Origin of the sequence: Candidatus Chloroploca asiatica (genome assembly GCF_002532075.1) — a bacterium.
Lineage (GTDB): Bacteria > Chloroflexota > Chloroflexia > Chloroflexales > Chloroflexaceae > Chloroploca > Chloroploca asiatica.
In genome coordinates this window covers 1-16,263 of sequence record NZ_LYXE01000085.1, presented here as the reverse complement: position 1 = coordinate 16,263, position 16,263 = coordinate 1, and the positions used below count along the sequence as shown (strand labels likewise).

The window sequence follows — 16,263 nt, the reverse complement described above, 5'->3', positions numbered from 1 at the left end:
GGCCACAGGCCGCAGATTTACAGCAATCATACCGTTTTGCAAAGCATCTGCACAGAGAGTGAATACCCCTTGAGGAGGGGAAAATTACATTAGGGTAGGGGTTGACCATCAATCAAGACCCGGCGAAGCTGTTCGCGCAGGGCGAGAAAACGCGGGTGGTTGGTCACGGCAAAGTCGCGTGGACGGGGCAGATCGACCGTCAGGTCAAGCAATACGCGCCCGGGACGGGGCGAAAAGGCATAGATCCGATCCGAGAGCAGAAGCGCCTCGTCAATATCATGCGTCACCATGAGGATCGTGCGGTCAAGCGTTGTCCAGAGCTGCAGGAGCCACTGTTGCAGCGTGGCCCGGGTAAGGGCGTCAAGCGCCCCAAAGGGCTCGTCGAGCAACATCACCGGGCGATGCCAGAGCACGGTGCGTAGCAGGGCTACGCGTTGGCGCATCCCGCCCGAGAGGGCCGCAGGGCGCGTGTCGGCAAAACCAGCCAGGCCAAAGGGGGCGAGCAACGCTTCGGCTTCGCGGCGCGCTGCGGCGACATCGCCCCCATGGACAACCGTCGCGAGCACGGCATTCTCGATCACACTGCGCCAAGGCAACAGGGCGTCGCGTTGCGGCATATACGCGACCAAACCCCGCTGCCCGGTAATCTCTTTGCCCTCAAGCAAAATATGCCCGGCGTCGGGGCGCTCGAGCCCGGCCACCAGATTAAAGAGCGTGCTTTTGCCACAGCCACTCGGCCCAACAAGACTGACAAATTCACCCGCCTGAACTGCTACATGGACATCTTCAAGCGCATGGACAGGTGTATGTTTACCAGGATAGGTTTTGGTAATGGAAGCAAGGGTCAGCGTTGTCATACCACATCGTGCATACAAGTCAGATCAGCGAAAAACAATCGGCACATAGAGCAACGCACGCAAGGCATTGCTCTGATTGCCGAGCAAGAGTGGCGCATAGGCGGCATTATTTGCCGTATGCACCTCGGCAAGAGACGCCGCACCGGTCTCGATCAATGCATAGACAGTATACTCGCCTTCGCCTGGCGGCGTTGTCCAGTTGACGGTCGCTGTCGTCGAACTGCGTGCGTCAAGCCGATCAATACGGTCACGTCCGATCAGCCGATCAGGATCAGGGATCAACTGCGGGATCGTAGTGCCAGGAGGGGCAAGATAAAAGGCTACATGGAAGGGTTCAGCCTGGTGCTGAAGGCCATAATTGTGGATCGTCGCCACCAATTCAACCGGATCGCCAGGCTCAGGAAGCGGTGGGTTCAGTCGGATCTGGCGCGTACGCTGGCGCAGACTCTGGCCCTGTTCGCCATACCGCCAGGGCAAATTGAAGGCAAGATCGGGACGATTGTAGTAGACATCCCAGCCATTGCCTGGTTCGATGATTGGTTCGGCAGCATAGTCAATCACAAAGGCATTGAACCCGGGCGACCAGTAGACAAACGGTTCAACCCGATAGGGAAACTGACGGGCTGCACCGGTCAAAGCCCCAATTCTGATCCGCACAACGGTATCTTGCTGCAGCCGGAATTCATGGTTCGAGATCCGCTCTGAACCATATTCGTCACTGTAGCGCTCCACAAAATAGGGGCGTTTGTAGTCTGACGAGGTGGCAGCACCAATCTGAAAGACCTCGAAATCGAGACCAGCATTGATTTCAATCGAGCCTTCGGCTCCCCCTGTCTGAACCTCGCGCCCGTTGACAATGCTCTGCGACCGGCTATTGCTGCCACGATCTTCACGGATCTTGCTCAAGGTCAACTCGAATTCGGTCACCTGCTCACCAACATTGACGCGGCGGAACTGCGCAATCTGGTTGTAGAGACGAAACGTCGGGGGCGCCTCACGCGGGTACGAGAGCAGATTCAGTGGCTCGTGGCTCGGGATATAGCCCGAAGCAAGCTGTTTGCCCGGGACAATCGTCTCGGCACTCACGCTACACCGGTTGTTATCACACACCGGCCAGACAACCAGCAGATGCCCGGCGACGGTGCCGCTTTCGTCGGTATAAATCGGGTATTCCCAGGTGTCATAGTCGCTCTCGGTACGGATGATCACATCGTCGCGCCCGGCCAGGATCGACTGTTGCAGACGGACACTCTCGATGCTTGTCGTCGCTTTCTCAAAGTTCGTCCCATAGCTGCGCTCAATGCTTGTAGCGACATGCGACCCAAGCACATTGTTGCCGCTGTTGAGCAGATCGATCAAGCGGGTAACTATTTCGGGGCCGTTCAAATTGATCACATTTTGCTCAATGTAATTGATCAGATCTTCTATTGACGGATCACTCGGTGGCACAAGCGCGGCGTTGATGCGCTTGATTTCGTTGATCACCTCGTCAATCACCGAGGGACCTTGCACATCTTCCGAGCTGTTCTTGCCCAGAGTCCAACTGCGCTGAATATCAACCGCGATCTCACTCGTCGTGGTACTGGTTTCATAATACACACTGGTCGTACACTCGGCGGGGATATTCGGATTTTCGCAGACATTGACGCTGATCTCGGTACCATCAGGCAGGATGTCGAAGTGACTTGGCGGCGCATTGATGATCGCGAGCACCTGGCCAACATTGCTTTCACGGCGATAGACCGGCGGCCCAAGGCGAACGCTGTCCCCATCAAAATCACCAGCGGCCAGTGCATAGTTGGTGGTACAGCATGGGCTCTCGATCAGATCATGCGTGACTTCCGTCCGCTGCACAAGCCTGCGGATGTTGCCACCCTCATCGAGATCTGCTCCATAGACTCGCATCTGGGTCTGTTGTTGTCGTCGGTCGCCATTGTAGAGGTAGTTTACAAAGATGATTTCAGCCCGCAGATCACGATTGAGATCGGCCATGACGACCGGCCGTTGACTCGATCCCCGGGTTTCAAGATCACCCAGGTTGCCCCGCGGCGCAAGCTTGCCCTGATCGTCAACATGATAGACCATGAGGCTTTCGGTCGCAAAAACGAGTTCATCTTTACCATCGAGATTCATATCGCCAACCGCGATCGTGCGGAAATCGGCACTACTCTGATCAATCTGTTGACGGTCGAGCTCGGTGACGGCCAGTAGATCGGCCCGCACATCCATAAGGCCAGCAAAGCTCTCGTACTTGCTCCTACTCGGCTGACGAATGCCATAGCCAAACACAAGTTCCAACGCCACATCGTCATCGAAATTGGCGGCAGCGACTGATAGATCGCCGGGAGAAGCATTTGAGACGAGCGTGGCAACTTCTTCTGGCCCAACCAGATAGGTCTTCAAGCGTGGTTGGAGAAGACCGTCGACAAGCTCGAAGATCTGAAGATAAATGCCCCAATAGCCGCTGGCCTCAACATTCTCGTCGGCGGCAATCACGGCCACTTCGCTCTTCCCATTGCCATTGAAGTCGCCAACTGCAACGTCAAAGTTGCGAATGCCCCAGCGATCAAGCGTGGGCGCAACCAGCGATGTGGTACTGACCCGACGGATTTGATGGCCCCCATCGCCATCAAAGACCTCGAGATGCAATTGCCCATCCACCCCCTGATAGGCGAGCACAACCTCATCGTAACGATCTCCATCAACATCACCAGCCGCTAGCCGTATCTGGCGTGTATAGTTGCTCTGGAAATCAAGGGGCATCCTTGACGTCGCCGTGTACGCCTGCGCCCAGGTGAAAACCTGCTCGCCACCTTCGAGTTGCGGGGCAAACAAGAGCACCCGGCGCTCCTTGTCGATTCCAGCCCCAACAAGATCGCTCCGCAGATCACCATTCAGGTTCAAGGTAACCACATCCATCGGACTACCCTGAACAAAAGCTGGGTTGGCGGTGCCGCTGAGATCTGCCGTGGGGGTGATCGCCCACCCGGCACTGACTGTCGCAGTCAGAGGACTGGTGACAGGCAGCAATGGGCCAGAAGCATCGTAGAAACGATGGTAGACCACTTGGTCGCCGCCACTTGAATCGGTTGGCGTCGGGCCATTCCAAAAGAGCACCAGATCGGCGGCATCAAGCAGCGTAGTGGTGCCGGCAAGCGGGTCAAGGTCAGGGTTTTCGGCCAGCACCTGTTCGAGATCGGTGATTTTCGAGGGCCGACCAGGGGCGTGCTGCGGGATCACGGGTTCCTGCGCCCCAACACGAGGCGGGGCTACGAGGTTGGGTTGAGCATAAGGAGCAAGCAGCAACAGACTCACGAAGGAAAAAACCAGGAGGAGATTCCAGCGCATGAGGCGAGGCTCACTTTCGCAGAACGTACGCAGTCACATTGAATGGTACCCACATCCTGCATAAGGGAACTGACAGATCGCCGTAGCAGTGGCTCCCTAGGTTGGAAAAAGGAAGCTATTCAGTGAAGGGGGACAGTTCTATGCTACCACACGCTCCTCGATAAAACAAGCTCTTGCTTGCGCAAAGGCCATGGTTTGTGGTATGCTTTATTACGCAGTGCGTCATAACGACTGTGGGAGCCTGCTCCTTGATCGCGAAAGCATTTCCACAGCGGCTTCGCGCACGGCGATCTTTGGAACGATCTTGTCTTACATGGAGAAACCCTCAATGGCAATGGCGACATTCGAGCGCGAGTTGGATTTTTTTCATCTTGACGGGCTGTTGACGCCTGATGAGCGTGCGGTACGTGAGCGCGTCCGTGCCTTCTGCGATGAGTCGGTCATTCCGATCATTGCTGATTATTGGGAGCGGGCCGAGTTTCCGTTTGAACTGGTTCCAGGCCTAGCCGCGCTGGGCCTCGCCGGGGGCACCATCAAGGGCTACGGCTGCCCCGGGCTGAGCCATGTGGCCGTTGGCATCGGCGCGATGGAGCTTTCGCGGGGTGATGGCAGCGTCGAGACCTTTCTCGGCGTCACGAGCGGTCTGGCGATGCAAGCGCTGGCCTTCTGTGGTTCCGAAGAACAGAAGCAGCGCTGGTTGCCGTCAATGGCGCGCCTCGAACTGATCGGGGCCTTTGCGTTGACCGAGCCCGAGGTTGGTTCAGATGCGAGCCACATTCGGAGTACAGCGCGCCGCGTCGGGGATCGCTATGTCTTGAACGGGGCCAAACGCTGGATCGGCAACGCCTCGTTTGCCGATGTCGTTGTCGTCTGGGCCAACGATGAGGAGACCGGCAAAGTAGGTGGTTTTCTGGTGGAGCATGGAACGCCCGGCTTTGAGACCGAAGTAATCGGCGGCAAAATTGCCAAGCGCCCCCTGAAAAATGCTGCGATCACCATGACGAACGTCGAAATCCCCGCAGCGAATCGTCTGCCGGGGGCGCGTTCGTTCCGCGACACGGCGCAGATCCTCAAGGCAACACGCTACGGAGTCGCCTGGGAAGCCGTCGGGCACGCCTTGGCCGCCTTTGAACTGGCCCGAGCCTATGCGTTGCAACGTGAGCAATTTGGCCGCCCGATTGCCTCATTCCAACTCGTCCAGCAAAAACTGGTGGTAATGCTCGGCGATCTGACTGCGGCCCAGTTGATGGCCTGGCGGCTCAGCCGCCTACTTGATGAAGACCTCAACCAGGTCACCGAAGGCATGGCCTCGCTTGCCAAACAGCAGTGCGCCGCCCGCGCCCGCAACGTCGTCGCCCTGGGACGCGAATTGCTTGGTGGCAACGGCATCTTGCTTGAACACCACCTCGCCCGCCACTTCGCCGACATGGAAGCCGTCTACACCTACGAGGGCACCAACGAAATCAACACGCTTGTCGTTGGCCGCGAGATCACCGGCCTGCAAGCCTTTGTATAAGCAGCGCCTCTGGCGCGGTGGGACGGCTTCGCCGTCCCACCGCGCCAGGTCGTAGGTGGGGCAATTGCATCTTCTTCCGTGCATGCACCCCGCAAGGGCACCCGCAAGGGGTGCCCGTATACCGGATTCGGCCCCCGCCCCTGTTGGGTGGGGTGGGGCTTGACCATATATTTGACGACTTGCACGGCTACGAGTATAGTGGAAGGGATGTGCCACTGATATGCATTGATCAAGGTAGTCTATGTTGCTCTTGACGGCTGAGACGTTACCGATTGACTATTTGCTCAAGAATACTCACCCCACGACGGTCAAGGCAGGGCGTGAATTATATGAGCGTGGGGCTGCGCGGGTTATTGAGAGTACCCACCTTGCCGCGAAGTTAGAGGTGGAAGAGCCGGGCAAAGAGTTGGTCTATGTGACGGTAACTCTTGCAGGCAACCAGATTTATGTCAATACAAGCGCACGTACCCAGTATGGCTGGGGGCTTTGCAAGCATCGCGTAGCCGGCGTGCTGACCCTGCGCGACTATCTGCAGGCTAATCCTCCTTCCGTCTGGCGCGCCGTGCTTGACCGCGCTATTCACGCGCCCCCCCGTCGGACAACTACCGCTGCCTTGAACAATGTGATCCTCTTTAGTCTGCAAGAACGCGGCCAGAGCTGGGCCCTGCTGCCATATAGCCTCAATGGGCGCTTCCTTCCCCCTGATCACGAAGGCAACCCTGATCGTGTTGCCCAGGCGATCGAGCAAGACAAACTGGCCGAGCAGGTCAAGATGATCCGTAGTCAGATCAATCCCGATAGCTACCCTCTGGTGCCAGTTCCGATCATTGCCGCCGCGAATACCGCGATTACGGCGAGCAATAGTTACGGCTACTGGTACACGGGCACCAAAACGCTCGGAACCCTCTTAGCGATGCTCGGGGGGGGCCTGATCTATGCCGGTACTGATTTGGCCCCGCTGAGCCTCGGACGCCTCTATGTTCAAGAGCATCCGGCTACCGTTGAGCTTGAGGTATCCAGGCAGAGCGACGCCATCGAGGCAACGTTTCGCGCCTCGCTTGATGAGAAGAGCATCGTTTTGCGTCCGGGCCATGCCCATATTTTGACCCGTGATCCGCAGTGGATGCTCGCTGATGAGTATATCTTCCGGATCAATGAATTTGGCCCTACCCCCGATTTAATGACCGAGCATCCCCGCCTGCGCATTCCAGCCAAAGATGAGGCCGAGTTCCTCGACCATTACCTTGTCCCGCTCAGTCGGACGGTGCCCGTGCGTGGCGATGTGGTGCAGTGGGAAGAGATCGAGGCTGAACCTGAGCCGCGGATCTATCTCGCGGAACGTGAGGGTGAATTGGTCGCCGAGCTGCGCTTTGGCTATGGCACGTGCGAGGTTCCCTTCGAGAAGCAGACGCCGATCGAGACGGTGACACGCGTTGAGCAGACGACAACCTTCGCCCGCATTCGCCGCAATGCGATTGCTGAACATATGGCCCAGCAACAACTCGGGGCTAGCTTTGGGCTCAAACGCGGGACGAGTGCACACGAGTTTGCGCTGCGCAAGTCGGTCGCCCCGGTTGATTTTTTGCTGCGTGACGTGCCCAAACTCGCCGCCGCCGGTTTTACCGTCTTTGGTGAAGATGCTCTCACCTCGGCCCGCGTCAATCGCCATCGCCCTTCGATTAGCTTCAATGTTAGCTCGGGCATCGATTGGTTCGATGTCGAGGCCGTGATTACTTTTGGCGATCAGGAGCTCTCGCTCAAAGAGTTCAAACGGGCGATGAAACGTCGTGATCGTTATGTCAAGCTCGCCGACGGTTCGCTCGGGGCGATTCCCGAGGAGTGGATCGAGCGTTATCGGCACCTCTTTGCGTTCGCCGAAGAGCGCGACGACGGGATGCGGCTCTCATCACATCACCTCGGGTTGCTCGATCAGGTGCTCAGTGAGGCCGACCGTGCCCAGACTGATGCCGCGTTTGCCGAACGCCGCGAGCGCCTGCGGAGTTTCGAGCGCCTCGAGCCACGCGCCTTGCCCAGTGGCTTTGTGGGCGAACTGCGCCCCTATCAAAAAGCCGGCTATGATTGGCTCCACTTCCTGCGCGACTATGGCTTTGGCGGCTGTCTCGCCGATGATATGGGGATGGGCAAGACGATTATCACGCTCGCGTTCCTCCAGTCACTCTATGAGCAAGAGCCGCGCCCTGCGGCGACGCTGATCGTGATGCCACGTTCGCTGCTCTTCAACTGGCAACGCGAGGCTAGCCTGTTTGCCCCCGGTCTTCGCGTCTATGTCCACGCCGACCAGGGCCGCATCAGCGAGCCTGAGCGGTTTGGCGAGTATGATCTCGTGTTGACCACCTACGGTGTGATGCTCCGTGATGCGGAATTGCTCCGTTCATACATGTTTCACTATCTGATCCTGGACGAATCACAGGCGATCAAGAATCCGCTCGCCGAGACGTCACGCGCCGCACGGACGCTCAAGGCGGAACATCGCCTTGTCTTGACGGGAACGCCTGTCGAGAATAGCACCCTCGAACTCTGGTCGCAGTTTGCTTTTCTCAACCCAGGGTTGCTCGGCAATCTTGACTACTTTCGCGAGGAGTTTGCCAATCCGATCGAACGCAAACAGGATGGCGAGACGGCGACCTTCCTCCGCAAGATGGTCTATCCCTTCATCCTCCGCCGTACCAAAGAGCAAGTCGCGCTCGATCTGCCCCCGCGCACCGAGGAACTCGTCATCGTCGAGATGGAAACGGCGCAACGCAAGCTCTATAATAAGACCCGCGACCACTATCGCGCGATGTTGCTTGGCCTAATTGATAATGATGGGCTCAATGATGCCCGCATGAAGATCCTCGAGGGCCTCTTGCGGCTCCGTCAGATTTGCAACCATCCGCGCCTGGTTGATGCGAAGTTCCGCGGGCAGTCGGCCAAGTTTGAGGTGCTACTGCAAACGCTCGAAACGCTCAAGGCAGAGGGACACAAAGCGCTCGTCTTTTCGCAGTTTGTGCAGATGCTCACCCTGATCCGCCAGGGCCTCGATGACCGCAAGATCCCGTACGCTTATCTTGACGGCTCCACCCGCGATCGCCAGAGTGTCGTTGACCGCTTTCAGCAATCCGATGATCTGCCCTTCTTCCTGATCAGCCTCAAGGCCGGGGGCGTCGGGCTCAACCTAACCGCTGCCGATTATGTGATCCACGTTGATCCCTGGTGGAATCCGGCCGTCGAGATGCAAGCGACCGATCGCACCCATCGCATCGGGCAGACGCGCCCGGTCTTTGTCTACAAACTGATCACCCGCGACACGGTCGAAGAGAAGATCCTCAAGCTCCAAGAGCAGAAACGCGCCCTCGTCTCGCAGCTGATCTCTTCGGAAGGCGGCGTCTTCAAATCGCTCACCCGCGACGATGTGGAGATCTTGTTTACATAGCACTCGGCAAGCCGCCGGCCGAACGCGCCATCAAGACCGCGCGTTCGACGGCACAGGCGAGCACATCGGCGGCAAGGCTGCCCAGCATCACCATTGGTGGGGCGGGGCGTTGCGCCGTCGCCAGCGCAAAGACGGTATCGCCATCAAAAGGCGTATGGATTGGGCGAATCGTGCGGGCCAGGCCATCCTGGGCCATCTGGGCCAGTTTGCGTGCTTCGGCTTTGCTGAGGCAAGCATCAGTTGCAACGACGGCAAGCGTCGTATTGCCCAGCGCGTCCCGATTACTACTGCCAAACGCAGGTTGAAAGCGCGGATCGCGCAGCAGATCCATGGTGCTGAGCAGACCACCATTGGCACGATCACGTACACCGGCGAGCTGAACCGAGCCACCAGGCGTACGGGTTGCCACTGGATCGCGCCAGACATCGCCATAGGCATTGACGGCTACGAGTGCGCCGACGACGGTGCCATCGGGGAGGATTTCGCTCGCAGTGCCGAGGCCACTCTTCATCGCCGCAGGCATGCCAAGCGCCTTGCCCACCGAAGCCCCGGCCCCCGCCCCGACACAACCTTCGGCAACGAGCGTGCTCGCAGCGACACAGGCAGCATAGCCCATCGCAGCATCAGGGAAACGATCAGCGCGTCCGAGCGCCAGATCAAAGAGCACCGCAGCCGGCACAATCGGCACACGCGCAACGCCCGTCTCGAAACCATAGCCATGTTCAGCGAGCCACTGCATCACCCCGGTCACCGCCGCAAGACCAAAGGCACTCCCGCCGCACAAAGCAATGGCATGCACCTGATCAACCATCGCCTCGGGCACCAGCAGATCCGTTTCGCGGGTACCGGGGGCACCGCCGCGCACATCAACCCCCGCGACCGCCCCGGCGGGGGTCAGGATAACCGTCACCCCGGTCAACGCCTCAAGATCGTGGGCATGGCCAACCGTCAACCCAGTGACAGCCGTAATCATCGACGCGGCACCTCATCGGACTGAGCAAGCACAGGATAGGAAGGGCCAACCAGGGTGGCCGCCTCACGCGAGGCAGCGGTCGAACCATCGTAGGTACAATAGGGACAGACACTCCAGGTCAGGTCAACCACCCGATCGCAGCCGGGGCAGCGACGGCGGAGATGCGCCTGACAATGGGGACACAGAATAAAATCGGGTTCAACGGGGCGTTGGCACTCGGGGCAGACATACTTCTCTTCAATATCGCGGCGCAGATACTCTTGCTCAAGTTCCCGTTCATACTTCTCGGCGATCGTCTGAGGAGGGCGGAGCACAAGGTGGAGCAGAAGGCCACCAAAAGGCAAGAGCAAGACAAGAGCCACCGCGAGCACCTGGACGGAGACATCATCGCTACGGCGGCGAATATCACGATACGCCCAGAGCACCGACGCGGCCCACAAGAGTGCGAGGTACGCGCCGAGCACGACCCCACCAACCTGCAACAAGGGCACAAGATTCGCAAAAAAATCCTGAATAACTTCCATCTATGCTTGCAGCCTATCTACTTCAGCGTTGAGAACAAAAATGGTCGCCCCACCAACCTGAACCTCAAGCGGCGCAGGGGGATAGAACTCACCCGACTCGGCAATAGGAGGCATGGGCGAGACATAGCGGGTGCGAGTGGAACAATGCTCACGCACGACCCCGATCACGTGATCAAGATGGGCATCCTCAACACTGAGCATCAACGTCACATTGCCTTCGCGCAAAAAACCACCCTGGCTACTGAGACGGGTCACTCGATAGCCCTCTTCGTTCAACGCATCAACAAGATTCGAAGCATCCTGATGTTGAATGATAGCAAGGATCAACTTCATCCGTATGACTCCAGACGCGCAACACCCTGGACAAGCGGCTCAACTTCAGCCGCAATCTGTTCAGCAAGTTGCTCAAGCGACTGTTCGGCATCAAGGCAGCGCCAGCGAGCCGGTTCACGGCGCATCAACTCGGCAAAGCCAGCGGCCACACGCTGATGATACGCCAGATCGCGTGCATCGAGACGATTCCACTCAGGAGGGGTTGCAAAAGTTGAGCCTGGATGCGCCACTTCAAGCGTACGGTCACGGGCAAGGCGTTTGCGTTGCAACCCCGCTTCAACATCAAGGTCAAGATACAACGTCAGATCGGGCAGCAAACCACCAGTCGCAACCCCCGTAATCAAATGCAACTCTTCGAGATCACGCCCAAGGCCGTACCCCTGATAGGCAAACGTCGAGTCAGCATAACGGTCGCACAGAACAATGCCCCCGGTCTTCAAATAGGGCCGAATAAGCTCACTGACCAGTTGCGCCCGTGCTGCCGAAAAGAGCAACGTCTCGGTTGTCGGGGCCATCTCGGTATGGCGCAGATCAATCAAAATGCGACGGATCATCTCACCAATGCGTGTGCCACCTGGTTCACGAGTCAGGATCACGGGATAGCCCTGCGCCTGGAGGCGCTCGTAAAGCAACCGTGCCTGGGTACTCTTGCCACTTCCTTCAGGCCCCTCAAAGGTGATAAAGACACCCATCTTGCTGCACCATCTCACTCAAAGCTTGCCCACGCCCCTATTATACCCTACGCCTGAGCAATAAGAAACAAAATCCGGCTCAGACCAAGACCGTTCAAAGAAGCTCACGCGAAGGCGCGAGCGGAAGATCAGCGAAAGATCTTCACCCGCCGATTCGCCTCCTCACCGCGGCTCTCCGAGCGCAAATTGTACCGATCAGCCATCTGGTGTTGCAGTTTGCGAATATAGCTACTCCGCGGTGCGAGTTCCACCATCATCTCTTCGCCATTCATCACCTGGGTAATCGCGTGCTCAACCTCAAGTAACGCTTCCTCAACGATGCTGTTTTCATCACCGCGTCGTCCAGCACCTACGGTGTCATCGTAGTCGCCATCGCGGAGATTGAAGACGAGCGCCAACTGGCGTTCCATCTGCGTAATCGTATTATTGCGCAAGACATAGACGGGCACACCCTGTTCTTCAGCCTGCCGAAGGCGTTGCGCACTCTGGCGATAATAGTTTTTGAGGGTCATCACCAGGGTGGCATCGTGCATATCACGCACAATCACCGCCGGCACCCGCAGGCGTTCAATCGCGCTCTCGAGGCGATTCCGGCTGACCCCAAAAGGAAAGATGCGCTGGGTTGGGATCTGGCTCGCCGCAGAGGTTCCCGGATTGTTGACTGCACCAGGCATACTCGGCGAGGCCCCGGTACGCTCACGCAGGCGCGGGCCAGCGGTACCCATCAATTCACCGAAGCCTCCTCGCCCCCCACGGCCCCCCATACGCTCACTGCCACGCTCTCCGCCACGCTCACGCATGCCCCCGGTTCGTCGGCCAAGCGCTGGCGCATCGATCACCTCACGGCGCACGGCAACGGACTTGACTTCGCCATCGGCATCACGTGAGCGAGCCTCGGCGGGCGGATCTTCGCCGCGCAGAATCGCATCGACAGCCGCAGCCACATCATCATACACCGTCACCTGATCCCAGCTCTGGATCTCCACAAGCACATCGAAGGTCGGGGGGGCCTTGCGCTCGAGCACTGTCTTCTGGGTACCGCGTCGCCGGGCCTCATCGTCGCCGAGGGTCACGGCCTGAATACCACCAACGAGATCCGAGAGCGTCGGGTTGACCATCAGATTATCGAGCGTATTGCCGTGGGCAGTGCCAACAAGTTGGACACCGCGCTCAGCGATGGTACGGGCAGCCATCGCCTCAAGCTCGGTACCAATCTCATCAATGACGATCACCTCGGGCATATGATTTTCGACCGCCTCGATCATCACCCCATGCTGACGCGCCGGGCTAGGCACCTGCATCCGTCGAGCGCGCCCGATGCCCGGATGGGGAATATCGCCATCGCCAGCGATCTCATTCGAGGTATCAACAATCACGACCCGCTTCCGGAACTCATCGGCGAGCACCCGAGCCGTCTCGCGGAGCAACGTCGTCTTACCGGTACCGGGCTTACCGAGCAACAGAATGCTCTTCCCACTTTCAACCAGATCACGAATAATCGCCACCGTCCCAAACACCGCGCGTCCAACGCGGCAGGTCAGACCAATGACGCGCTCTTGGCGATTACGAATCGCCGAAATACGATGGAGGGTACGCGGAATACCGGCACGATTATCTTCACCAAAGGTACCAATCTGGGCAATAACCGCATCAATCTCTTCCTGAGTCACCTCACGGTCATTCAGAAACAGTTCTTTCTGACGATACCGAGCCTCGGGCAAGCGCCCGAGATCCATCACAATTTCGAGCAAATCAGCGGAAGCCTCTTCACTTTGCAACAACGCCTCGGTAATATGGGGGGGCAACGTCGCAAGCAACAGGTCAATATCGTTCGTCACCTCGTGGTGCTGTGACATAAGTATCTTCAGTCCTCTCTGGGTGCAGCAATGCGGGGCACAGGCATCTGTGCCTCAAGACCAGGCTCTAACGACGGCACCAGCAACGGGCGCCGCACAGGGATCACGGTATGTTTCACAAGCAAGGTCTGCTCATCAAATACTTCAAAGCCAAGCCCTTCGACGGGAACAAGCAATTCGCCCTGATACTCACGCAGCAGCAGATAGACCGGGCGATTATCAATCAACTGAGCGAGCCCAAAACGCAAGACATCAACCGCCAGATTGCGGGCATCAGGGCGAATCAAGAGACTGAAGACATGGGCTGCGGGGCCACTGACCATGCGCAGATACGCCGCCAAATCATCATCAGGCCCAAGCACCCAGGCTCGTACACGGACGCTACTCCACCGTTGCGCCAGCGCCCAATTCCGCGCATTGCGCACCTCGGCCTGTTGAACCGCCGGGGGCGTCGTCGCGCCATAGAGCTTATGGATCGCCCAGTGATCGCGGCGCGACTGGACGCGCATAGGGGCAAGGCTCGTGCCCTGGTTCCAATCAGGCCCCGAGAGTTGCAGAATGGTCGCATGCGCATAGGCCTGAAAGCCAATCTGGCGAAAGATTTCGCGCAACTCACCAAAGTGAGCTGGCGGAGCCGCATAGAGGCGCTGGATCTGATGGTAGCCTGCGTGCACACAGATACGTTCGAGCAAACGATACCAGAGCTCGTAATCACTAGGCAAGCGGGCCATACGGGGACCATTCGTCGCAAGATAGACAATATCCTGCTCGGGTCGGCCACGTCGCCCACTCGCCTGCAACACCGCATTACCACCCCGCTCCTGGTAGGTAACGGTGCTCATATCACGGCCATTCCCCTGAAGCATGCACCGCAAGGCAAACCAGGCAGGCCGATGTGACTGCGCAAGCAAGTGTTCAGTAAAGAGCAACACCTGATGGCGTGGCTTGCGCCTCAGTGACCAGAGATCGGCTGGCGCGACTGAGCGTATCATAGAATACTACAGTGTGAGCACGTAGAGTGGTGAGCAACACGCACTGGCTACAACTCCAGAAAATAGCGATGCACACGATCATCAGCGGCCAATTCGGGATGAAACGTCGTCACCAGCAAGCGACCCTGGCGAGCCGCGACAATCGCACCTTCTTCCAAACGAGCGAGCACCTCCACCCCTTTGCCAACCGTCTCGATCTGAGGCGCACGGATAAAGACCCCGCGAAGCGGCGGCTCACCGAGCAAAGGAATAGGCAAAAGTGTCTCAAAACTATCAAGCTGACTACCGTAGGCATTACGACGAACCGTAATATCCATCACGGCAAGGGTAGGCTGGCCCCCCTTTTTAACATCGAGCACCTGGCGAGCGAGCAGAATCGCCCCGGCGCACGTCCCCCAGATCGCCAGATCGCGCCCAGCGCGTGCCCGAATCGGCTCGAGCATCCCATAGCGGTCGAGCAACCGACCGATGGTTGTACTCTCGCCACCGGGGATAATCAAATGACTAACCCCGGCAAGTTGGCGAGGCAAGCGAACCTCAACCGGTGCTGCACCAAGCTGATGCAGCACCGCAGCGTGTTCACGAAAATCGCCCTGAAGGGCGAGCACCCCTACTGCCATACACAACCCACTACCCTGTGCAAAGCGACTACCACCCGCGCTGCGCCATCAACTGCTCGGCAGGGATCTTGCTGATCTCGATCCCAACCATCGCCTCACCGAGGCCCTTGCTCACATGCGCAATAATCTCGGGATCATTGTAATGGGTGGTTGCCTCAACAATTGCGCGTGCCCGCTGCATCGGATTGCCACTCTTGAAGATACCCGATCCAACAAAGACGCCATCAACCCCGAGTTGCATCATCAAGGCTGCATCAGCAGGCGTCGCAATGCCACCGGCGGCAAAATTGACCACCGGCATCCTGCCCAACTCAGCGACCTGGCGCACGAGCTCATAGGGGGCCTGGATCTCTTTGGCATAGACAAAGAGCTCATCTTCGCCCATACTCTGCAAGCGACGGATCTCGCCATAGACCGCCCGAGCGTGGCGCACGGCTTCGACAACATTGCCGGTGCCGGCTTCACCCTTGGTACGGAGCATCGCGGCACCCTCGGCCACACGCCGCAAACCCTCACCAATATTGCGGCAGCCACAGACAAAGGGGATGTTGAACTTATGTTTATTAATATGATGCTCTTCATCGGCGGGGGTCAGCACTTCGCTCTCATCAATATAATCAATCCCGAGCGCTTCGAGCACCTGTGCTTCAACAAAATGCCCAATCCGTGCCTTCGCCATCACCGGAATAGTCACCGCTTCTTTGATCGCCACGATCAACTCGGGGTCACTCATCCGCGCAACGCCACCCTGGGCACGAATATCAGCGGGGACGCGCTCGAGCGCCATCACCGCAACTGCACCAGCCTCTTCGGCAATGCGCGCCTGTTCAGGCGTGACCACATCCATAATCACGCCGCCCTTCAGCATCTGGGCCAGGCCTACCTTGGTCGTCCAGGTAGACTTTTCCATTCCGCTCACCTCTGTCTTTATTTCGGGCGGACTATCAGCACACTCTTGCCCTGACTCGTCACGCCTATGCTTTGTTGCATAGAATATTTTACCATAAGCCAACATGTGGGGCAATGGGAGGCAAAAAATAGGTAGGGCTACGTCAAAGTGGTAGCCCATCGTGTATCCTTCTGAAGGAATGATCGAACGCTTCAGGAGGACACGATGGA

General features: G+C 58.1%; 12 protein-coding genes. 2 read left to right on the top strand and 10 right to left on the bottom strand.

From position 1 onward, the window contains the following. Positions 1 to 89: 89 nt before the first annotated feature. On the bottom strand, positions 90 to 857 hold the full coding sequence (locus tag A9Q02_RS10015) for an ABC transporter ATP-binding protein (RefSeq protein WP_097652505.1): 768 nt from the start codon (positions 855 to 857) through the stop codon (positions 90 to 92). 24 nt (positions 858 to 881) lie between these two features. Then, complete coding sequence (locus A9Q02_RS10010) at positions 882 to 4,205, bottom strand: CARDB domain-containing protein (RefSeq protein ID WP_097652504.1); 3,324 nt, start codon at positions 4,203 to 4,205, stop codon at positions 882 to 884. A gap of 328 nt (positions 4,206 to 4,533) precedes the next feature. On the opposite strand from A9Q02_RS10010, the gene A9Q02_RS10005 reads away from it, so the two are divergent. Both A9Q02_RS10005 and A9Q02_RS10000 read left to right on the top strand, forming a co-directional pair. Then, a complete protein-coding gene (locus tag A9Q02_RS10005) occupies positions 4,534 to 5,721 on the top strand; it encodes an acyl-CoA dehydrogenase family protein (protein WP_097652581.1) in 1,188 nt (395 codons plus the stop codon). A 241-nt stretch (positions 5,722 to 5,962) separates the two neighbouring features. After that, positions 5,963 to 9,154, top strand: coding sequence for a DEAD/DEAH box helicase (locus A9Q02_RS10000; protein WP_097652503.1), 3,192 nt, complete (start codon positions 5,963 to 5,965; stop codon positions 9,152 to 9,154). Here the strand turns inward: A9Q02_RS10000 and A9Q02_RS09995 are convergent. The 8 genes from A9Q02_RS09995 to pdxS all read right to left on the bottom strand — a co-directional run bounded on the left by A9Q02_RS09995 (position 9,147) and on the right by pdxS (position 16,054). Further along, a complete protein-coding gene (locus tag A9Q02_RS09995) occupies positions 9,147 to 10,127 on the bottom strand; it encodes a P1 family peptidase (RefSeq protein WP_097652501.1) in 981 nt (326 codons plus the stop codon). The genes A9Q02_RS10000 and A9Q02_RS09995 overlap by 8 nt on opposite strands. After that, entirely contained in the window at positions 10,124 to 10,651 is a 528-nt protein-coding gene (locus tag A9Q02_RS09990; RefSeq protein WP_097652500.1) for a zinc ribbon domain-containing protein, read from the bottom strand. Before A9Q02_RS09990 ends, A9Q02_RS09995 begins: the two co-directional genes overlap by 4 nt. Continuing rightward, the gene (locus A9Q02_RS09985; protein ID WP_097652499.1) at positions 10,652 to 10,984 is read right to left on the bottom strand and encodes a cyclic-di-AMP receptor; all 333 of its coding nucleotides are present in this window, start codon (positions 10,982 to 10,984) and stop codon (positions 10,652 to 10,654) included. It abuts the gene before it with no gap. After that, positions 10,981 to 11,676, bottom strand: a complete 696-nt coding sequence (gene tmk / locus A9Q02_RS09980; protein ID WP_097652498.1) for a dTMP kinase — start codon at positions 11,674 to 11,676, stop codon at positions 10,981 to 10,983. Before tmk ends, A9Q02_RS09985 begins: the two co-directional genes overlap by 4 nt. A 128-nt stretch (positions 11,677 to 11,804) precedes the next feature. Further along, entirely contained in the window at positions 11,805 to 13,532 is a 1,728-nt protein-coding gene (locus A9Q02_RS09975) for a R3H domain-containing nucleic acid-binding protein (RefSeq protein WP_097652496.1), read from the bottom strand. Between the two features lie 8 nt (positions 13,533 to 13,540). Further along, positions 13,541 to 14,524 (bottom strand): hypothetical protein, encoded by a 984-nt coding sequence (locus A9Q02_RS09970; protein ID WP_097652495.1) that lies wholly within the window; start codon positions 14,522 to 14,524, stop codon positions 13,541 to 13,543. Between the two features lie 47 nt (positions 14,525 to 14,571). Next, a complete protein-coding gene (pdxT, locus tag A9Q02_RS09965; RefSeq protein ID WP_097652494.1) occupies positions 14,572 to 15,144 on the bottom strand; it encodes a pyridoxal 5'-phosphate synthase glutaminase subunit PdxT in 573 nt (190 codons plus the stop codon). Between the two features lie 28 nt (positions 15,145 to 15,172). Then, positions 15,173 to 16,054 (bottom strand): pyridoxal 5'-phosphate synthase lyase subunit PdxS, encoded by an 882-nt coding sequence (gene pdxS, locus A9Q02_RS09960; protein WP_097652492.1) that lies wholly within the window; start codon positions 16,052 to 16,054, stop codon positions 15,173 to 15,175. Positions 16,055 to 16,263 lie beyond the last annotated feature (209 nt).